20 protein-coding genes are annotated in these 19,662 nt (G+C 60.5%); 5 read left to right on the forward strand and 15 right to left on the reverse strand.

Features of this window, described 5'->3' with window-relative positions; translation table 11 throughout:
* Position 1 precedes the first annotated feature (1 nt).
* On the forward strand, positions 2-976 hold the full coding sequence (gene hemC / locus VWZ81_RS12245; protein ID WP_416543240.1) for a hydroxymethylbilane synthase: 975 nt from the start codon (positions 2-4) through the stop codon (positions 974-976).
* A 64-nt stretch (positions 977-1,040) separates the two neighbouring features.
* On the opposite strand, the gene VWZ81_RS12250 is transcribed toward hemC, so the two are convergent.
* The 5 genes from VWZ81_RS12250 to clpS form a co-directional block, all read right to left on the reverse strand.
* Positions 1,041-1,880: a GH25 family lysozyme gene (locus VWZ81_RS12250; protein ID WP_416543239.1), complete on the reverse strand. Its 840-nt coding sequence runs from the start codon at positions 1,878-1,880 to the stop codon at positions 1,041-1,043.
* 116 nt (positions 1,881-1,996) lie between these two features.
* The gene (gene hemF, locus VWZ81_RS12255; RefSeq protein WP_340546731.1) at positions 1,997-2,890 is read right to left on the reverse strand and encodes an oxygen-dependent coproporphyrinogen oxidase; all 894 of its coding nucleotides are present in this window, start codon (positions 2,888-2,890) and stop codon (positions 1,997-1,999) included.
* A gap of 33 nt (positions 2,891-2,923) precedes the next feature.
* Positions 2,924-3,727: an SDR family NAD(P)-dependent oxidoreductase gene (locus VWZ81_RS12260; protein ID WP_340546730.1), complete on the reverse strand. Its 804-nt coding sequence runs from the start codon at positions 3,725-3,727 to the stop codon at positions 2,924-2,926.
* A 106-nt stretch (positions 3,728-3,833) separates the two neighbouring features.
* Positions 3,834-4,826, reverse strand: coding sequence for a class I SAM-dependent methyltransferase (locus VWZ81_RS12265; RefSeq protein ID WP_416543238.1), 993 nt, complete (start codon positions 4,824-4,826; stop codon positions 3,834-3,836).
* 14 nt (positions 4,827-4,840) lie between these two features.
* Complete coding sequence (clpS, locus tag VWZ81_RS12270; RefSeq protein WP_340546728.1) at positions 4,841-5,182, reverse strand: ATP-dependent Clp protease adapter ClpS; 342 nt, start codon at positions 5,180-5,182, stop codon at positions 4,841-4,843.
* A gap of 88 nt (positions 5,183-5,270) precedes the next feature.
* Here clpS and VWZ81_RS12275 point away from each other — a divergent pair, with 88 nt between their 5' ends.
* The 3 genes from VWZ81_RS12275 to VWZ81_RS12285 all read left to right on the forward strand — a co-directional run bounded on the left by VWZ81_RS12275 (position 5,271) and on the right by VWZ81_RS12285 (position 8,264).
* Positions 5,271-5,984 (forward strand): HAD family hydrolase, encoded by a 714-nt coding sequence (locus VWZ81_RS12275; protein WP_416543237.1) that lies wholly within the window; start codon positions 5,271-5,273, stop codon positions 5,982-5,984.
* A 50-nt stretch (positions 5,985-6,034) separates the two neighbouring features.
* The gene (locus VWZ81_RS12280; protein ID WP_416538221.1) at positions 6,035-6,361 is read left to right on the forward strand and encodes a hypothetical protein; all 327 of its coding nucleotides are present in this window, start codon (positions 6,035-6,037) and stop codon (positions 6,359-6,361) included.
* A gap of 322 nt (positions 6,362-6,683) precedes the next feature.
* Entirely contained in the window at positions 6,684-8,264 is a 1,581-nt protein-coding gene (locus VWZ81_RS12285; protein WP_416538220.1) for a D-alanyl-D-alanine carboxypeptidase family protein, read from the forward strand.
* Between the two features lie 81 nt (positions 8,265-8,345).
* Here VWZ81_RS12285 and ccoS read toward each other — a convergent pair whose 3' ends face one another.
* The 9 genes from ccoS to ccoN form a co-directional block, all read right to left on the reverse strand.
* On the reverse strand, positions 8,346-8,504 hold the full coding sequence (gene ccoS / locus VWZ81_RS12290) for a cbb3-type cytochrome oxidase assembly protein CcoS (RefSeq protein ID WP_024095921.1): 159 nt from the start codon (positions 8,502-8,504) through the stop codon (positions 8,346-8,348).
* A 43-nt stretch (positions 8,505-8,547) separates the two neighbouring features.
* Entirely contained in the window at positions 8,548-10,728 is a 2,181-nt protein-coding gene (locus VWZ81_RS12295; RefSeq protein ID WP_416543236.1) for a heavy metal translocating P-type ATPase, read from the reverse strand.
* A gap of 6 nt (positions 10,729-10,734) precedes the next feature.
* Positions 10,735-11,205 (reverse strand): FixH family protein, encoded by a 471-nt coding sequence (locus tag VWZ81_RS12300; protein WP_416543235.1) that lies wholly within the window; start codon positions 11,203-11,205, stop codon positions 10,735-10,737.
* Positions 11,202-12,641, reverse strand: a complete 1,440-nt coding sequence (gene ccoG / locus VWZ81_RS12305; protein ID WP_340546722.1) for a cytochrome c oxidase accessory protein CcoG — start codon at positions 12,639-12,641, stop codon at positions 11,202-11,204. Before ccoG ends, VWZ81_RS12300 begins: the two co-directional genes overlap by 4 nt.
* 555 nt (positions 12,642-13,196) lie before the next feature.
* Complete coding sequence (locus VWZ81_RS12310) at positions 13,197-13,997, reverse strand: transglutaminase-like domain-containing protein (protein WP_416541117.1); 801 nt, start codon at positions 13,995-13,997, stop codon at positions 13,197-13,199.
* A gap of 153 nt (positions 13,998-14,150) precedes the next feature.
* Positions 14,151-15,020, reverse strand: coding sequence for a cytochrome-c oxidase, cbb3-type subunit III (ccoP, locus tag VWZ81_RS12315; RefSeq protein WP_340546720.1), 870 nt, complete (start codon positions 15,018-15,020; stop codon positions 14,151-14,153).
* The gene (locus VWZ81_RS12320; RefSeq protein ID WP_416543234.1) at positions 15,017-15,214 is read right to left on the reverse strand and encodes a cbb3-type cytochrome c oxidase subunit 3; all 198 of its coding nucleotides are present in this window, start codon (positions 15,212-15,214) and stop codon (positions 15,017-15,019) included. Before VWZ81_RS12320 ends, ccoP begins: the two co-directional genes overlap by 4 nt.
* 12 nt (positions 15,215-15,226) lie before the next feature.
* A complete protein-coding gene (ccoO, locus tag VWZ81_RS12325) occupies positions 15,227-15,955 on the reverse strand; it encodes a cytochrome-c oxidase, cbb3-type subunit II (protein ID WP_340546718.1) in 729 nt (242 codons plus the stop codon).
* A 13-nt stretch (positions 15,956-15,968) separates the two neighbouring features.
* A complete protein-coding gene (gene ccoN, locus VWZ81_RS12330; RefSeq protein ID WP_340546717.1) occupies positions 15,969-17,579 on the reverse strand; it encodes a cytochrome-c oxidase, cbb3-type subunit I in 1,611 nt (536 codons plus the stop codon).
* Between the two features lie 207 nt (positions 17,580-17,786).
* Between ccoN and VWZ81_RS12335 the strand changes: the two genes are divergently transcribed.
* On the forward strand, positions 17,787-18,626 hold the full coding sequence (locus VWZ81_RS12335) for a universal stress protein (RefSeq protein ID WP_416543233.1): 840 nt from the start codon (positions 17,787-17,789) through the stop codon (positions 18,624-18,626).
* A gap of 63 nt (positions 18,627-18,689) precedes the next feature.
* Here VWZ81_RS12335 and fnrL read toward each other — a convergent pair whose 3' ends face one another.
* On the reverse strand, positions 18,690-19,430 hold the full coding sequence (gene fnrL / locus VWZ81_RS12340; RefSeq protein WP_416543232.1) for a transcriptional regulator FnrL: 741 nt from the start codon (positions 19,428-19,430) through the stop codon (positions 18,690-18,692).
* Positions 19,431-19,662 lie beyond the last annotated feature (232 nt).

The raw sequence follows: 19,662 nt of genomic DNA on the forward strand, positions 1-19,662 counted from the left end.
TATGACACAGATCGATCTGCCCTCCCCCGCTTCGCCCCTGAAAATCGGCACCCGCGGTTCGCCTTTGGCGCTGGCCCAGGCCCATGAAACCCGCGCCCGGCTCATGGCCGCCTTCGATCTGCCACAGGACGCATTCGACATTGTCGTGATCAAGACCAGCGGTGACAATCAGGCGCTGATCGCGGCAGATAAACCGCTGAAGACATTGGGTGGCAAGGGGCTGTTCACGAAGGAGATCGAAGAGGACTTGCTGTCCGGTGCCATCGACATTGCAGTGCATTCCATGAAGGACATGCCCGTAGCGCAGCCTGCGGGGTTGCTGCTGGACACCTATCTGCCGCGTGAAGACGTGCGTGATGCCTTCATCTGCGCCGATGTCTCATCCATCGCGGAGCTGCGCGAAGGCGCCGTTGTTGGCACCTCCTCACTGCGGCGGCGCGCACAGCTTCTGCATCGGCGTCCCGATCTCAAGGTCGTGGAATTTCGTGGCAATGTGCAGACACGGCTGACCAAACTGCGCGATGGTGTGGCCGAATGCACCTTTCTGGCGATGGCCGGGCTCAACCGTCTTGGCGCCGATCAGGTTCCGGCAACCGCCATCCCCCCAGAAGACATGCTACCCGCCGTCGCCCAGGGTGCCATTGGCATTGAGCGCCGACAGGGCGATAGCCGTATCGGTGATATGCTGGCGGCTCTGCATGACCGCGAGACCGGGCTGCGCCTGACCGCCGAGCGCGCATTTCTTGCCGCGCTGGATGGCTCTTGCGAGACCCCGATCGCTGGTCTTGCGACGTTGGAGGGCAACAGCCTGAGGCTGCGCGGCGAAGTCCTGCGCCCTGACGGATCGGAAGCGATCAATGACGATCAGACCTGTGCGCTCGAAGACGGTGCGGAGCTGGGCCGCGAGATGGCCGCGAAACTTCTGGCGCAGGCCGGAGCGGGCTTTTTCGACTGGAAGCACCAGGATCGGCAGTAGAATGCGAGGCGCTGCCTCGCGCTCCGGGATATTTTGAGCCAGAAGATGGCCCGGCCGGTGCAGCTCAGATCTGCCCCGACCAGCGCAGCCAACGCTCTGGCCCGCCGCCAAAGACGTTGAGGTCGACGTTGCCAGTGATCCCGGGCACGCGTCCGGTGCCGGTATATTGCCAGAACCGCCAGAGCGCACCGGGATAGGTGACATGCGGGTGATCCGCGACCGAGCGCAACCAGAACTCAGTATCCCGCAGGCGGCCGATGCTGGTCTCACGGTAGAAATCCACCGTCGTGTAGAGCACAGGCCGCTGGCCATAATGCGCTTCCAGAAGGTCCAGAAACCGCTTTGCCTCCGCCCGCACCTTGGCGCCGGAGGGACGTTTGGTGCAGGTGCGAGAATGCGGCGTCCACTCCATGTCCAGCACATGCGGCAGGGCCGCGCTGTCGCGGGGGACATGACGGATGAACCAGCGCGCCTGTTCCGCGGCCGGGCGGCAGAAGTAGAAGTAATGATAGGCGCCGCGTTTGACGCCCGCCTGTCGTGCGGCACGCCAGTGATCGCGGAATTTCGGATCGGTGAGATCACCGCCTTCAGTTGCCTTCAGATAGGCAAAGCTGATGCCTGCAGCCCGAACCCGGCGCCAGTCGATGTCCCCCTGCCAGCGTGAGACGTCGATGCCATGGATGGGGTACGACCATGGCGTACGCCCGTCCCAGGGGTGCGGATCGCTGTCGGCGAATTTAGGGTGGGTGATCAGCCGCGCCCGCGCCGCGGCAAGGCTGGCGGTGGTTTCTCCGGGCTGCACCGGCTGGCCTATTGGCGGTGTCGGTGGCGCAACCGGTGTTGTTCGGCCGCTACAAGCGGCAAGGACCATCATCCCTGCAAGCACCCACCAAAATCTGCTCATCCCGACCTGCCCGATCTCTGCGATTTTCGCTTTGGTTCAGTAAAGCCCGCCAGCCCGTTCAGAGCAATGATCAAGACAGCGCGCCCGCGCCATCAGCAGGAGATCGCGCGCCCTGATCAGACCCATTTCGCCATCGGCGGCAGGCTCATCAGGACGGCATTGGCGTCATGGCCGGTTTCCAGGCCGAATTTGGTGCCGCGGTCATAGACCAGATTATACTCGGCATAGAGGCCGCGATGGACCAGCTGGACGTCTTTCTCCGCTGCGCCAAATGCCATCGGCCTGCGTTTTTCGACCAACGGCAGATAGGCAGGAAGGAAGGCGCGGCCAATATCCTGCGTCAGGGCGAAATCTGCCTCCCAGTCGCCGCTGTTGCGGTCATCCATGAAGATGCCGCCAACCCCGCGCGCCCTCTGCCGGTGAGGGATGTAGAAATACTCATCCGCCCAGGCCTTGAGCTGGGGATACAGCCCGGCGCCATGGGCCGCCAAGTGCTGTTCCTGCATGCGGTGGAAATGGGCGGTGTCCTCATCGTATTCGATACATGGATTCAGGTCAGACCCCCCGCCAAACCACCAGGCATGCGGGGTCCAGAACATCCGCGTGTTCATATGGACCGCGGGGGCATGGGGGTTCTGCATATGTGCCACAAGAGAGATGCCAGAGGCCCAGAAGCGCGGATCGTCCTTCATCCCCGGAATGCCCTTGCGCGCCGCCATGGCATTCTGGGCGCGCTCACCCAATGTGCCGTAGACCTCAGAGATATTCACGCCGACCTTTTCAAAGACGCGACCGCCGCGCATCACGCTCATCAGGCCACCACCGGCATCACTGCCATCCTCGGCAGAGCGCGTGGTTTCGCTGACCTCGAAACGGCCGGCAGGCTGATCACTGAAAGGGCCGCTGGCATGGCTGTCTTCCAGCGCCTCGAAGGCGGCCACAATCGTATCACGCAAGGATCTGAACCAAGCTGCCGCTCGGGCTTTTTCGTCGATCATTTCAATGCTCATCTGGTCGCCTATATGCGCAAAGGTGAAAGCCGCTTAATGGACCGGCACCGCGACAGTGTCCAGCAGCGTGCGGCCACCGTCCAGGGTAACGATCTGGCCTGTCATAAAGGCCGCCGCGTCAGAGGCCAGGAACTGCGCCGCCTCGGTCAGTTCACTGGGAGAGGCAATACGCCCCAAGGGGGTATGGCGTTCGATATCCTGCCGATAGGCGCGATTATCCTTGAGCGTCGCCTGCATCGACGCGCTCATTACAGAGCCGAACGCAATGGAGTTGACCCGGATCCTATGAGGGGCCAGCGAAACCGACAGCGACCGGGTCAACTGATCAAGCGCAGCCGAGGCCACACAATAGGCCAGCAGTTCCGGGTGCGAGCGGCGCGCGGCGATGGATGACAGATTGATGATGGCGCCATTGGGCCCGCCATTGTCGCGTTGCTCACCCTGTTTGATCATCCGCCGTGCGACCTGTTGCGACAGGCGCATGGTCGGCAACAGCGTCTCGTTGAGCAGCAGCTCCATCGACTTGTCTTCCGGGTCGAGCGGATCGGTCGGCACCACCTGCCGTGCGCCATTGACCAGGATGTCGATATCGTCGAAGGCATCAATGGTTGCCGACAAAAGATTGGCAATGGTCAGCCGTTCCCGAAGGTCCCCGGCAAAGTACCGGATATTGCTTTCATCCGCTTGCGTGCCAAGCTCGCTCAGCAGCGCCGCCTCATCGGTATCGGCAAACATGACATTGGCACCGGCTGCTGCGAATTGCTTGCCAATGGCAAGACCGATGCCACTGGCCGAACCGGTGACGATGGCCGTTTTGCCGGAAATGGAAAAAGACATGAATGATCTCCGTCAGGATCCGGGGGGCGCCACGGCACCAGCCCGTTTTTCAGCAACCTAGACTGCCGACAGAAACAAGGGAACCACCCTTTGTGTTTGGTCGTTGTCAGCGACGGTGACGACGCGGTCGGCTGGCCCGCAGAACCTTGAACCGATTGTCCCCGGCGACCTCATCGACTGTTACGAACTGCTCGGCAAGCGTCGCCTCATAGGGCAGATGCCGGTTTGCAACAATCCAGAGCGACCCTGACGGTGCCAGCATACCGGACGCCGCAGTGATAAACGCCTGTCCGAGCGACGGTTCTGCCGTGCGCCCGGTGTGGAACGGCGGATTGGAGATGACGCAATCAACCCGTTCTGGCGCAGACCAGCTGCGGGCATCGGCCCAGTGGAAGTGGGCGCGGGGATCGCTGACGTTCTTTCGCGCACAGCTGAGGGCATTATGATCGGCCTCAATCAGATGCAGCGCCGTCACGCCCTCGCGTTGCAGGATCGCAGCGGCGAGATAGCCCCACCCGGCCCCAAGATCGACCACATTGCGGCCCAGCTTCTCCGGCAGTGCGGCGACCAGCAGAGCCGAAGCCGGATCAATGCCATCGGCGGAGAACACACCGGGAGCCGTCTGAAAACCACCCTCGACCTGGGCAGCTGCGCCCTGCCAGTCCGCCAGATCGGAGTGCGTCGCGTCGAACCAGAACGCCTTGCCGTGTGCCTTTGATATCGGGGCCGACACTTCGGTGCGGGCACGCAGCGCCTTCAGCACCGAATCGACCCCATCGGTCTTGCCACCATCGACAAGCACGGGGCCGTCGCAGACCTCGGCGGCCTTGGCCAGCAGCGCGCGCGCCAGAGCCTTCGCCCGTGGCAAGAGAACAACCGCTGCCGCGAACCGCTCGTCCGCAGGCAGCTCGGGCACGCAATCGTAGCCTTGGCCCGCCAGCGCAATATGATCGGGCGCAAAGGGTTGTACGATCAGCAGCCGCTCTTTTGGCAGCGCCGACAGGTCAAGGTCGGACAGCGGGTGAAACACAACGATGCGGCCGGAGTCGGGCACGGAAAATCCGCCCGTCTCGACGGCCAGGGACAGGCGAACAGACATCTAAAAGCCTCTTTTTATTCTTCTTTTTCCATCGTGCATTGCAACGGATGCTGATGGCGGTGGGCAAAATCCATCACTTGCCCCACTTTTGTCTCGGCGATCTCATGGCTGAAAACGCCGACCACCGCGACGCCTTTCTTGTGAACGGTGAGCATCACTTCGAAGGCCTCGGCATGGGTCATGCTGAAGAACCGTTCCAGCACCATGACCACGAACTCCATCGGAGTGTAATCGTCATTCAGCAACAGCACCTTGTAGCGCGGCGGACGCTGCGTTTTGGGTCGGGTCTTGGTCAGGACACCGAGATCGGTATCGTCATCTGAATGATCCGACATCATAACTGGCGTAGGCAGCATTGGCACAGACTTCCGATCGTGGATGGATTTTGATGTCCCGCTTATATAGCCTTTCTGATGGATAGGAAAAGGGATTGAGAGTGTCGGATTGACTCGAAAATTGACAACAATTGGCTTCGATGCCGATGATACCCTTTGGCATAATGAACGATTTTTCCGCATCACCCAGGACCGCTTTGCCGAATTGCTGATGGATCACGTTCCCGATGATCTCGATTCGCAGGCTTTGGGGGAGCGGCTGCTGGCAGCGGAAAAACAGAACCTCGGGCGTTATGGATATGGCGTTAAGGGGTTCACCCTGTCGATGATTGAAACCGCCATTGACGTGACAGAGGCCCAGGTGCCTGCCTGCGTCATACAGGAGCTGATCACCGCCGGGCAGATGATGCTCTCCTACCCTATCGAGTTGCTGGAGAACGCGCGGACAGCGGTTGAAGCTCTGGCCGACAGCCACCGGGTGGTGCTGGTCACAAAAGGCGACCTGCTGGATCAGGAGCGCAAGCTGGCGCAATCCGGGCTGGGTGATCTGTTCGACGGGGTCGAAATCGTCTCGGAGAAGACGCCGCAGATCTATGCCGATATTTTCCTGCGCCACGGCGATGGCGCGGAGCGGGCGATGATGGTTGGCAATTCCATGCGCTCGGACGTGGTCCCGGCAATCGAGGCAGGCGGCTGGGGCACATATGTGCCGCATGGATTGATCTGGGAGGTCGAGTTTGCTCCGGCGCCGACCCAAAGCCCTCGATACACCGAAATCGCGGATCTGGGCGCACTGCCCGCGCTGGTGGCCGAGATCGGCTGATCCGCGCTATCGCGACTCTCGCCTTCATCACCTAACAAACGGACACACCAATGCCCCACGCCGAAATCAAATACAGCAGCGATCTGGATCTCGACATCCCCGCGATCCTGGCCGAAATCGAACAGGTCATCCTATCCCACGACGATGGGGCCGGTGATTGCAAGGGACGCGGCTATCCGACCGACGCCTATCATCACAGCCATGTTGTGGTGAAGGTCTCCGTTCTGGTGAAACCCCATCGCGATGCCGCGTTTTCCAACAGGCTGCTTGCGGCGTTGAAAACCGCAATCACAGCACGAATCTCCACCCCCTGCGCCTTCTCTCTGGAGCTGGCCTACATGGGCCCCTTCTACACGACAGGACCGCATCACCCCTGACAGACTCGCGGATTCAGCCCGTCATGCCCTGCTGGAATCGCTCAATGGGCGGCGTGTCGGCCGTGCCTTGTTGCAGCAGGGCACCAGACGCAGGCGTGCAACCGCCAATAGCACGCGCCGCAGCAATTTTTTTCGCTAACACTTCCTTAACCAACCGCCGATCTAGTGGTCATCATTGCAGCGCACCACTAGATGTCGAAGAGCAAACTCTGAACTCGATTTTTCCTTAAAAACCGGGCTGTTTATTCCAAAGTGACCCTGTGCTACGCTTTTTTAATACAGGCAAAAACGTCAGTCGGAAAACCGGCGACAAGAGGCAAAAATGGCAGATATCGTGCAGGTCAGGCGGACTCCGCTGATCCGCGCTTTGCGGGTGTATTCCCGTTTGGGGCGTTGGGTCTTGGGACTGGTTATTTTCCTATCGATGGTCGCAACTGCGCCGCCCAGTGCGATGGCAGCCCCCTATGCCGCGATGGTCATCGACGCCCGGACGGGCGAAGTCCTGCACTCCCGAAATGCAGACACCCGGCTGCACCCGGCCTCTCTGACCAAGATGATGACGCTCTATATTGCGTTTGAAGCCATTCGCAACGGCGAGATTAGCCTCGATACAGAGGTCAAGATCAGCCGTAACGCCGCATCCGAGCAACCATCGAAACTGGGTTTGAAGGCCGGACAGCGCATCGCCTTTCGCTACCTAATTCGGGCCGCTGCCGTAAAATCCGCCAATGATGCCGCCACTGCCATTGGCGAGACACTCGCCGGATCCGAAGCCGCCTTCGCCCGCCGCATGACCCGCACGGCCAAGGCGCTTGGGATGTCTCGCACCACCTTCAAAAACGCCCATGGCCTCACCCAGAACGGGCATCTGTCCACCGCGCGTGACATGACCACGCTCGGGCGGCATCTGCTCTATGATTATCCCGAGTATTACAATCTGTTCTCGCGCCGTTCGGCGGATGCCGGTGTGCGCAACGTGCCCAACACCAACCGTCGTCTTCTTGCGGCCTATCGCGGTGCCGACGGGATCAAGACCGGCTACACCCGGGCCGCAGGTTTCAATCTCGTCGCCTCCGCAGAACGTGGCAACGAAAGGATCATTGCCACTGTTTTTGGCGGCAAATCATCAACCTCTCGTAATGCCAAAGTCGCCGAACTCCTCGATCTTGGGTTTCGCCGCGCGCCAAGCAGCGCCAAATTGCGGCGGCCGGCGCGCCCGCCCTACCAGGGCAATCGTGGTCTTGGCACCCAGCTGGCCAGCGCTGACGAACCCGCAGCCGACGGGGCGGCAGGCAAGACCATCCGCGTCTCGGGTCTGGTGAAAACCAGCCTGCGCCCCAGACGCCGTCCAGGCGCCGCTGAACCTGAGGCCGCAACAGTGCTGGCCGAGGCTCAGACCGAGGCTGAGACCGAGACGACCACCAGCGAAATCCCAGCAGCAGAGGCACCGCCGAAGCTGGATCGCGATGTCCTACAGGCCAGCATCACGGCGGCCATCGCCGAGGCAGAAATCGTAGCGGCCGTAGCCGAACAAACGGCTGCTCCGATTGCCAGGCCACGCCCCTTTGTAGGTCTGCGCCCCATGGCCCGTCCTGCACGGCTGGCCACGAACCAGACCGCAGCCGAGCCGGAACCGGTGGTTGTCACCCGGCTCTCGACCTCGGGCGGGCGCTACTGGGGTATCAACGTGGGCCGCTACGGCAGCCGCTATCAGGCCGAAAAAGTGCTGCTGCGCACGGCACTTGCCGAAATGGCAACCCTCGATGGCAGCCTGCGCAAAGTTGTTAAGACACCTCGTGGCTTTGATGCCAATTTTCTTGGCATGACCAAGGAGAGTGCGGCCCTCGCCTGCCGCCGCCTCTCTGCCCGCAACATCACCTGCGAAACGGTCGGCCCCTCCTGAAGCGGGCCACAAAGCCAATAGGAAAAGGCGCCTTCTGGCGCCTTTTCTTTTGCAGGTCCGTGCCATCACGCGAGCGTTCAATCACGGCTTGGGGTGATCATCCCATTCGTCGCTGAGAATCCTGCGCGCATCACCTTCTGGATCGTCATATTGGTTCGAGCGCACAGTATAGAGAAAACCGACAAGTCCCACGCCCCCCAGGAAAAGGGAGATCGGTATCAGATAGGTAAGTACGCTCATCTTGGCTCTCTTGAATTGGCCTGCCGGTCGCCTGCGGTCATCATCAGCGCAGGCGCAACGCGTTCAGGGATACTGTAATCGACGATGTCGACATCGCCAAGGCAGCCACAAGAGGGGTCGCAAGCCCTGCCACAGCCAAGGGAACCGCGATCACGTTGTAGAGTGTCGCAATGCGAAAGTTCTCGCGAATGCGCCGGGTTGCCTTCTGCGCGACATTGCAGGCCTCGGCTATGGGGGCCAGATCCAGTCCCAGCAGAACGATATCCGACGCAACCCGCGCTGCATCCAGCGCCGAAGCGGGCGAAATGGACACATGTGCTGTCGCCAACGCAGCAGTGTCATTCAAACCATCACCGACCATCAGCACCCGGTGGCCCGCGCTGGACAGGGCCGAGACCTGATCGCATTTATCCTGCGGCAAGGCGGAGGCCATCCAGTTCTGGATCCCGAGGCGGCCTGCAAGTTCGCTCACCGCTCCTTCAGTGTCACCCGAAATCAGCCAGACGTCCTTTCCCGCCGCCTGCAACGCTTCTACCGCCGCAGCGGCGCCGGGACGCAGACTATCCGAAAACGTCAAAGCCTGTGGCGCACCATCACCGCGATCAAGATAGGCGGCGGTCTTCTGCCCCGGCGCCGCGCCAACCCATGCCGCGCGCCCCAGACGCACCCGCTGCCCCCCGTGCTGCCCCCCGGTGCCAAATCCCGGCACCTCTTCCTGCCTTGTCAGCAACGCAGGCTCAATCCCGGCCTGTTCCGCAGCACGGCAGATTGCAACCGACAGCGGATGATCAGACCCCTGTGCCAGCGCATAGGCCAACCGCTGATCTGGCAGAGACAGCTGGTCGAAGTCATCGCATTGAGGGTTGCCATTGGTCAGCGTGCCGGTCTTATCGAAAACTACGATATCGACCTCAGCGAGACGTTCCAGCGCAGTTGCGTGTTTGATCAACATGCCTTTTTTGAACAGCCGCCCCGAGGCCGCAGTTGTCACCGCAGGGACCGCCAGCCCCAGCGCGCAGGGACAGGTGATGATAAGCACTGCAGCGGCAATATTCAGCGCCACTCGCATGTCGAAGGTAAAGAGATACCAGCCAAGGAAGGCCAGCGCGGACAGGATATGAACCCCGGGCGCATATAGCTTCGCCGCGCGATCCGCCAGCGAGGTATAGCGTGACCGCCCGGACTCTGCGATGGCGACCAGATCGGCAAGCTGATGCAGGGAACTCTCGGCCCCGACGGCGGTCGCGCGCACAACCAAGGGTCCGGTCAGATTGACCTCACCCGCCGAAACAAGGCTCCCAACTTCGGCAAAAACCGGCAGCGTTTCACCGGTCAGCAAAGAGCGATCCAGTTCCGACTGCCCGTCCAGGACGACACCATCCACAGGCATCCGACCGCCCGGGCGTACCAGAATACGATCGTCAATGGCCAGATCGGCAACGGCAACCTCCGCCGGTTGCCCGGCCTCATCCAGCCGCAGGGCGCGCGGGACCTCCAGTGCCGCCAGTTCCTCGGCAGCAGAACGCGCCACGGCGCGGGTACGATGGTCCAGATAGCGACCGGCCAGCAGGAAGAACGTCAATGTCAGCGCCGCGTCGAAATAGGCGTGTTCACCAGAGAGCGAGGTCTCCCACAGAGAGGTCACCAGCGCCAGGACGATTGCCAGAACAATCGGCACATCCATATTGAGCCGCCCCACCCGCAAAGCCTGCCAGGCGTTGCGAAAAAAAGGCTGCCCGGCGAAGAGGATCGCCGGGAAGGTGATCGCCGCAGAGATCCAGTGGAACATGTCACGGGTTGCATCGCTTGCCCCTGACCAGACCGAGACCGACAGCAGCATCACATTCATCGACGCGAAGAAGGCCACCGCCAGACGCATCAGCAGCTCACGTCCCGCCTGATCGGTCTCGGTCGCGCCCAACGCCGACAGGTCAAGCTCGTGCGCCTCGAACCCAAGCTGTTCCAATACTGGCACCAGATCAAGCGCACGCACCTCGGGATCGGCCTCAATCAGCGCGCGTTTCAGAGTGAGATTGACCCGAGCGCTCCGCACGCCCGGCACCGCATTCAGACCCCGCTCCACCGTGGAGATGCAGGCCTGACAATGGATACTGGGCAGCGACAGGGCCAGACGTGCCTCGGTCGGCGCCTGCTCAACCGCTCCGTTTGGCGCTGCGACACAGCCGGGGCATGCGGCCAGTTGGGGGCCAAAGGCGGTGCTCATGGCCAGTTACCGCGCCACATGCAGGATGACCCGCTGCGTGAATTCGGTGCCATCCTCGGCCCGGGCCACCATTCGGATGTTCCAATTGCCCGCGCTCAGCTGCGCAGCTGCGACATAGGCCGTACCGTCAAAGCGAAACTCAGGTGTCTGATCATCCTTCACATGGGTGGCACGGCCGAGTGTCGCTGCCAAATGTGCCACCTCAACCGGTGCGCCATTGGCATCGGTGATCTCCAGTTTCACCTGATCCCCGGCGGCCGAGGCATAGACTGACCAGCCCAGAGCCTGCTGCGCATCGCGACGGGCATCGAAGCTCTGGCTTGCGACATAGCTGTTCTTGACCTCCAGCCCGGGAAACGTCCGCACCGCATTGACCGCCAGCGCGATATTGACAGCGATGATCACGGTGAAGGCGCCGCCGAAGATCATAAGCGCGTGCCAGCCGGTGAACTGTCGTGTCGGTTTGCCCTCGGTCATTGGCTGCTCCCGTTCCCGTTAAAGCTGGTATCCTTATACGCACGTTCGCCATTGTCGATATCTGCAACCCAGATCCGCACCGGCGTGCTGCGCGCTGCGGCGGCATCGGCGGATTTCGGTGCCACGATATAAACGCGCTGAAGCAGGCTGGTATCGGCAGGCACCGTAACGATCGAGCCATCAATGCCTTCCAGCGTCAGCTGCATGCCAGGCGCTCCCTTGATCGAAAGTTCAAACGGGCGTGGCTCTCCAGTCTTGTTCCGCAACCGCACATCATAAGTGTTACGGATCGAGCCGTCCGAGAGCGTCACAAAGGTCGGGTTGCGCACCGGGGCCACCGTCAACTCGATGTCCGAACGGATGAACAGGGCAAACAGGAGCGCCAGACCAACGCCCCCCCAGAGTGCCGTATACATCAGCGTACGCGGGCGCAGGATATGCTTCCAGATGTTCTTGGGTGGATGACCTGCGCGCTCATTCGCCTCGTCACTGAGCGCCATATAGTCGATCAGCCCGCGCGGCTTACCGATCCGTTCCATCACATCATCGCAGGCGTCTATGCAAAGCGCACAGGTAATACATTCCATCTGCTGACCATCGCGGATGTCGATCCCCATCGGGCAGACGTTGACGCAGGCCATACAGTCGATGCAATCGCCGTGGACCAGCCCCGGCTCATCGGTCTTGCGCGGTTTGCCGCGCGGCTCTCCCCGCCATTCGCGGTAGCCGACGGTCAGCGTATCCTCGTCCATCATCGCCGCCTGAATGCGTGGCCAGGGGCAGGCGTAGATACAGATCTGCTCACGCGCAAAACCACCGAAGAGGAAAGTGGTCCCGGTCAGGATGGCAATAGTGGTATAAGCGACCGGGTGGGCATTCCCGGTGACAAGATCATGCAGCAGTGTCGGTGCATCTGCAAAATAGAAGACCCAGGCCCCCCCGGTTGCGAGACCAATCAACAGCCAGAGCACCCACTTGGTGATCCGCAGACGCGCCTTGCGAAAATCCAGCTTCTGTTGGCGGTGCAGGCGAAGGCGCGCGTTCCGATCCCCCTCGACCCAGCGCTCAACCAGGATGAACAGATCCGTCCAGACCGTCTGCGGGCAGGCATAGCCGCACCAGACACGCCCCAGCGCCGAGGTGAACAGAAACAACCCCAGCCCTGCCATGATCAGCAAGCCTGCAACGAAATAGAACTCATGCGGCCAGATTTCGATCCAGAAGAAGTAAAACCGCCGATTGGCCAGGTCCAGCAACACCGCCTGATCGGGCAGCGCCGGACCACGGTCCCAGCGGATCCATGGCGTTAGGTAGTAGATCCCCAGCGTTACCGCCATGATATACCACTTCAGGTTACGAAAGGCGCCGGACACGCGGCGGGGGAAAATCGGCTCTCTGGCGGCATATAAGCTGGGGGCGGGATCGGAATCGCTCACGGACTCACTCCAAATCTTGCATTGTTGTAGCGGTTGTCCCAGATGCGCCCCGGACGAACCTTGACGTGGATCAAACGCGTATGCGGAACACATCTTTGCCGTCGCGACGACATCGTCAACCGGGCGCGGCATTCCGTCCGAAACCACGGCGCGCCCAATAAATCCATAGAGTAGAGGCCTTTGCGCTCCTCTCCCCGCGGTCGGCCGCGTCGCCACGTCGCAGATGTGACACCAGGGCGCAGCCTCTAGATGTCACCGGTCCCGCGCTCCGGGAACAAGCCTAGCGTGATTGTGGCCAGCGGGATAGAACCCAATCGGCTGAGCAACCGGCACCGCACATGGAGATGAACGCTTAGGATAGCGAGAGCGTCGGCTTTTCAGGAAACGCGCGAACAGATCGAAAAGCCGACGCTGGGTCCGTTTCCCTGCAAGACAGGTGGCGGACTGGACGGCCACCGGCGCTGGAAAGGGCACATCGGTGGCACTGTCTGATGAGGCAAGACTATCCGGCATCCCGTCCATTGTATTTGACCGGGATCAAAGACCGGCCAAAATCTACTCTCCCTCTGTTGAATACGGGCCGGTGTCCGCGGCAAGAAGCGGACTGGAGAACTGCGGCTCCAATGTACTGCTCCCACCTGGCAGTACCGGCACCTGCCCGCGACGGATCCCGGCGACCCGATGGTTCATCCAATGACGAATGGCATTCCGATAGAGCCAACCGCGTATGCCGCGCAGGTCCTGCCGGTGGCGGGCGTAGAAGGCATCCGGGCTATCGAACACACCAAGATCTGCATTGATCCCGGTTTTCTGAATATAGGTGTCGCGCCCTTGCCATGCGACCATCGGCGCTTGCAGGCAATCGGTGCCAGCGCCATAGCCACAAAGCGTGTCGCGCCCCGGAAATGCCGCCTGCAAAGCCCCGAGCACGCCCTGATCCAGGATGAAACCCTCCAGGTTGATCCATTGGCCGTCCAGCTGAACCTCAACCCAAGAATGCAGGATATTGCGCGGAGCCATCCAATACACCAGTTCGGGTACAACACCGCGCTGGAGGCTCTTATCAATGGTGAAGCCATGCAGACGGCACGGAATGCCAAGCGCCCGCAGCAGCGCCATCAGCAGGGTTGCCTTGGTATTGCATTGGCCGTAGCCGTCCGCCAGAACCTGCGATGCCGTCCGCGTATCAGCGATGTTATAGCCAAACAGAATATCATTGCGGACGTAGGTATAGGCGGCGCCGATCCGGTCAGCGGGTGCGAGCTGCTGCCAGCCACGCGCTGAAATCAAAGCAGAAATTGCTGGCGCGGTGATATCCAGCATAGAGGTTGCGGTAAGGAAGCGGGTATCTGACATGAGGTCACCTATCTGGTTGCCCCACCCTGCTAAACCCTACAGCAACTGTAGCTTCAAGAAAAAAATGCGCCACAATTCGCCTTATCAAAACGCAGATGGGGCCGCCCGAAGGCAGCCCCAGAGATCATATCCAGCGACACGAAACAGGCAGAGCTATTCGCCGCCACCCAACTGGTGCACATAAGCCGAAACCGCGCGGATCTGCGCCTCGGTCAGACGCGTATTCCAGTTTGGCATGACCCCGTAACGTGAATTGTGGACGGTCTCTGTCAGGGTTGCGTAATCCCCGCCATAGAGCCAGATGGCATCCGCCAGGTTCGGAGCGCCCTGCGAACGGTCACCGGTACCGTCGTCCATGTGGCAGGAGGCGCAATTGTCGGCAAAGACCACCGCGCCCGCCTCCACCTTCGTCGCATCCTGAGGATCGCCCGAAAGCGACATCACGAAGTTCACGACCTGATCAATCTCTTCCTTCTCCAGCAACTCATCGCGACCAAAGGCCGGCATCTCCGAATAACGCGCCTCGTCGCTTTCTTCGTTGCGGATCCCATGGGCGATCGTCGCGTGGATATCCTCGATCGATCCGCCCCAAAGCCAATCGTCATCCAACAGGTTCGGATACCCTTTTGCCCCGGCGGCACCGGCACCGTGACACTGGGCGCACCAGGTCTTGAACACCGCAGAACCAGCCGAGACCGCATAGCCGTTCAGCTCGGGATCGGTGGAAATCGACGCAAGCTCAATCTCCTCAAGGCGGCTGTTGATCGGGGCATTCGCCTCGTTCACCGCGGCGATTTCTTCTGCCACCAGCGCCCGCGAGTTCCAGCCCAACACACCGGCAGTCGCAGACTGGATGCCCGGCCAGGCCGGATAGGCGATGGTATAGCCAATGCCCCAAATAATGGTCGCGTAAAAGGTCCAGAGCCACCAACGTGGCATCGGGTTGTCGAACTCCTCGATCCCGTCCCAGCTGTGGCCGGTGGTATTCGGATCGTCCTCGAACTTCTTCACTTTCTTGCTCATGACCGCGCCTCCTTGGCTTTACCCATTTCTGGGGCGGGTTTGTCTTCATGCCGGAAGGGGATGTTGGCGGTGTCCTTGTAGACCTTGCTGCTGCTGGGGCGGAACGCCCAGATCACAACAGCCAGGAAGAACACGAACAGAAAGAGCAACATCCAGCTGTCCGCAAATTCCCGAAGCAGAGTGTAGATATCCATGCCTGCCTCCAATCAGCGGTTGGCTGCGGGGGTGAAGGTCGAGAAATCAACCAAAGTCCCCAGCATTTGCAGATAAGCGATCAGCGCGTCGGCCTCGGAGATCCCCGGCTGACCGTCGAAATTGCGTACGCTGACCTTCTCGCCATAGCGCTCCAGAAGCCCGTCATAATCGGCGTCGGGATTGCTCTGGGCGCGAAAGTCGGCCTCTGCATTTTCCAGCATCTCGTCGGAATAGGGCACACCGACAAAAGCGTTCGCCGCCATCACATCGCCGATGTATTCGCCGTCAATCCGGTTGTTCTCAAGGAAGCCATATTTGGGCATCACCGATTCCGGGACAACCGACTGCGGGTCGCGCAGGTGATCCACGTGCCATTCGTCAGAATAGCGGCCACCCACACGGGCCAGATCCGGGCCGGTCCGTTTGGACCCCCACTGGAAGGGATGGTCATACATCGACTCCGCTGCCAGCGAATAAGGACCGTAACGTTCCACTTCGTCCCGCATGGGGCGGATCATCTGGCTGTGGCAGACATAGCAGCCTTCGCGGATATAGATGTCACGCCCGGCCAGCTCCAGCGGGGTGTAGGGGCGCATGCCTTCCACCTCTTCGATGGTGTTTTCCAACCAGAACAGTGGTGCGATCTGGACCAGCCCACCGATGGTGACAACCAGAAAGCTGCACACCAGAAGGAGGGTCGCATTGGTCTCGAGGATTTTGTGTTTGTCGAGAATTGCCATTGTCCGGCCCTCCTTATTCAGCCGGAACCGCAACGGTCAGGCTGGCCTCTTTGGCCGGCGCCCGTCGTACGGTCATCCAGAGATTGTAGCACATGATCAGAGCACCAGCGAGGAACAGGACCCCGCCGAGGGCGCGCACCACATACATCGGGAACTTTGCAGCCACGGTGTCGGCAAAGGAGTTCACAAGGAACCCGTTGGCATCCACTTCACGCCACATCAGGCCTTCCATAATGCCGGTCACCCACATCGACGCCGCGTAGAGAATGATGCCGATTGTCGCCAGCCAGAAGTGCCAGGACACCAGGCTGAGCGAATAGAGGCGCTCTCGTTTCCACAGAACCGGCACCAAGAAGTAGAGGGCACCAAAGGTGATCATGCCGTTCCAGCCAAGCGCACCGGAGTGAACGTGACCAATGGTCCAGTCGGTGTAATGCGACAGCGAGTTCACCGCGCGGATCGACATCATCGGACCTTCAAAGGTGGACATACCGTAGAAGCCGATCGAGATCACCATCATACGGATCACCGGGTCGGTGCGCAGCTTGTCCCAGGCACCCGACAGTGTCATCAGGCCGTTGATCATGCCGCCCCAGCTGGGCATCCACAGGACGATGGAGAACACCATGCCAAGGGTCGACGCCCAATCCGGCAGCGCGGTGTAATGCAGATGGTGGGGACCCGCCCAGATATAAAGGAAGATCAACGCCCAGAAGTGGATGATCGACAGCTTGTATGAAAACACCGGTCGTTCCGCCTGCTTGGGCACAAAATAATACATCATGCCAAGGAACCCCGCAGTCAGGAAAAATCCGACGGCATTGTGGCCATACCACCACTGCACCATCGCATCCTGCACACCGGACCAAAGGATCACGGATTTGGATCCCCAGATGCTGACCGGGATCGTCATGTTGTTGACCAGATGCAGCATCGCGACGGTGACGATAAAGGCGAGGTAGAACCAGTTGGCCACATAGATATGCGGCTCCTTGCGCTTGATGACGGTGCCCAGGAACACCGCGAGATAGGCAACCCAGACGATGGTCAGCCACAGGTCAACGTGCCACTCCGGCTCGGCATATTCCTTCGACTGGGTCGAGCCGAAGAGATATCCGGTCGCCGCCAGCACGATGAAGAGCTGATAACCCCAGAACACAAACCACGCCAGATTGCCCCCCCAGAGACGGGCGGCCGAGGTGCGCTGCACCACATAAAAAGATGTCGCAATCAGCGCGTTACCGCCAAAGGCGAAAATCACCGCCGAGGTATGCAATGGACGGAGCCGCCCAAAGTTCGCCAGCCCCTGCGCCCATTCGAAGTTCAGGACCGGAAAGGCCAGCTGGAAGGCGATGAACACCCCGACCAGAAACCCGACCACACCCCAGAACGCGGTTGCGACCACACCGGCGCGTACAACACTGTCAAAGTACTCGCCCTGTAACGATCCCGTTGCAGTCACAGGCTCATCGGTGTGTTGTAGGGTGTATAGAAACAGCCCACCAGCCACGATCATGATGATGATCGCATGAACCTGATAGGCCAAATCCCGCGCGTAATTGGTCGCGATCATCGCAAAGAGCGTGACCAAACCAAGCGCGATCAGCTTGATATAATTAGACATCTTGCGTCCCTTTTCCTTGCCCGACACGATTCTCTGGGTCGCGTCAGACAGATTTTTTCTGAGCCTTAAATGCAAAACTGCGCCGGACAACGCCTTGATCTGTATCAAGACGGTTTGCCGCAGAATGTGAGAAGCACCTTCACAATGGCGCAACACGCGGCACAACCACAAGTTTGTTGCGGTCGCTCATACTCATGTGAGGTTAATATGTCCTACAAAACACTACTGACTGTGCTGACCACACCCGCAAACACCGGATCACAGCTGGAGCAATCCATCTCGCTGACCCGCCTGAGCGACGGCCATCTGGATGCCCTGTGCCTGGGGGTGGATCGCACCCAGACCGGGTATTACTACGCCGGTGCCAACGCGATGGTACTGCAGGAGACCCTTGCCCGCGCCAAGGAGGAGGTCGCCGAGATCGAAACCGCCGCCACCGAGCGGCTGACGCGATCCGCCGTGACTTTCAACGTCGAGACCGGTGTCGCGCAAATGGCCGATATCGGCCGTCATGTTGCACGAATGGCGCGGTTCTCTGATCTTGTTGTGTTGGGCCAGCCCTATGGCAAGGATCGCCCCGCCGAAGCGGAGGCCATCGTCGAGGCCGCCCTATTCGAAGGCCGCGCGCCGGTACTGGTGGTTCCAGATGACTGCCCACTGCCCGACCAACCCAAAACCGTTCTGGTTGCCTGGAACGAAAGCATCGAAGCGATGACCGCCATTCGCAAGGCGCTGCCGATGCTTCAGGCAGCGGATGTGGTGCGTGTGGTGGTGATTGATCCGCCGCAGCACGGTCCAGAACGTTCCGATCCAGGTGGAATGCTCTGCCAGATGCTGTCACGCCACGGGGTCAAATGTGAGATCGACGTACTGAGCAAAACAATGACCCGGGTCTCCGATGTGCTGAACCGCCACGCCGTGGATACGGCTGCCGATCTGATCGTAATGGGCGCCTACGGCCATTCCCGGTTCCGCGAGGCAATCCTGGGCGGTGCGACCCGCAACATGCTTGAGAAGGCCAAAGTCCCGGTTCTGATGGCGCATTAGCCGCGGTCCAAAAAAGAAGGGGCCGCGGTTGCTGGCCCCTTGCTCATGCGCTCTATCGGAAAGTCAGATCAGACAGCCCCCGTCGCTGTCGTCGCCGGCTTCTTCCATCAGGCGGCCCATGTCAGGCACGGTCACATGCCGTTTGCCTTCCAGTTCAATGACACCATCCCTGCGCAGGGCTGAGACCTGTCGGCTGACTGTCTCCAGCGTCAGCCCCAGATAGTCAGCCATTGCTTCCCGGGTGAGCGGCAGATCGAATACCCGCCGATAGCTGTCCTTGTGGCGCTGTAGGGACGCATCGCGCCGGGCCAGAATGGACAGAAGGCTGGCGATTTTTTCGCGCGCTGTCTTGCGTCCCAGAACCAGCATCCATTCCCGCGCCGCGTCCAGTTCGTCCAGCGTCATCTCAAGCAACCGATGCGCCACATGCGGCGTCTGGGACATCATGTCCTCAAACGGTTTCTTGCGAAAACAGCACATGACCACCGTGGATGTCGCCACGACATTATAGGCAGCCGTATCGCGCCCCGGTCGCCCGACAAAATCGCTGGGCAAGAGCAGGCCGACCATCTGGGTGCGGCCATCTTCCATCGTCTGCGTCAGGGTCGCAATGCCGGACACAACCGACCCTACGAAATCCATCCGGTCGCCGGACCAGGTGATCGGCTGACCGGCCTCATATGTACGGTAGTATTTGATCGAATCCAGGACTTCCAATTCATCCGCATCACAGCGCGCACAAACAGCGCGGTGACGAATGGGGCAATCGCCGCAGTTCACATTGTGAATGGTAGGAGCGTTCATGATTGATCCGATTTGATCTGCGCCAAGGCCAAAGCCAACCTGCAACCACCAACTTAAACATGTGCCGCGCAAATCACAATTGGCGACGCCGCGTTTGTTGGCATGATGTGCCAACCCACCGGACGGCTGCCCCACCAAATAACGCGTGCAGGGCAGCATTGTTAGCTATCTCAGCAGGTTAGGCGCCGGCGACAGCCTCAGCCGTTTCAGCAAGCCGGATCTGCCAAACTGT

The sequence above is a fragment of the Phaeobacter sp. JH20_34 genome (assembly GCF_048056095.1).
In the GTDB taxonomy this organism is placed as follows: domain Bacteria; phylum Pseudomonadota; class Alphaproteobacteria; order Rhodobacterales; family Rhodobacteraceae; genus Phaeobacter; species Phaeobacter bryozoorum.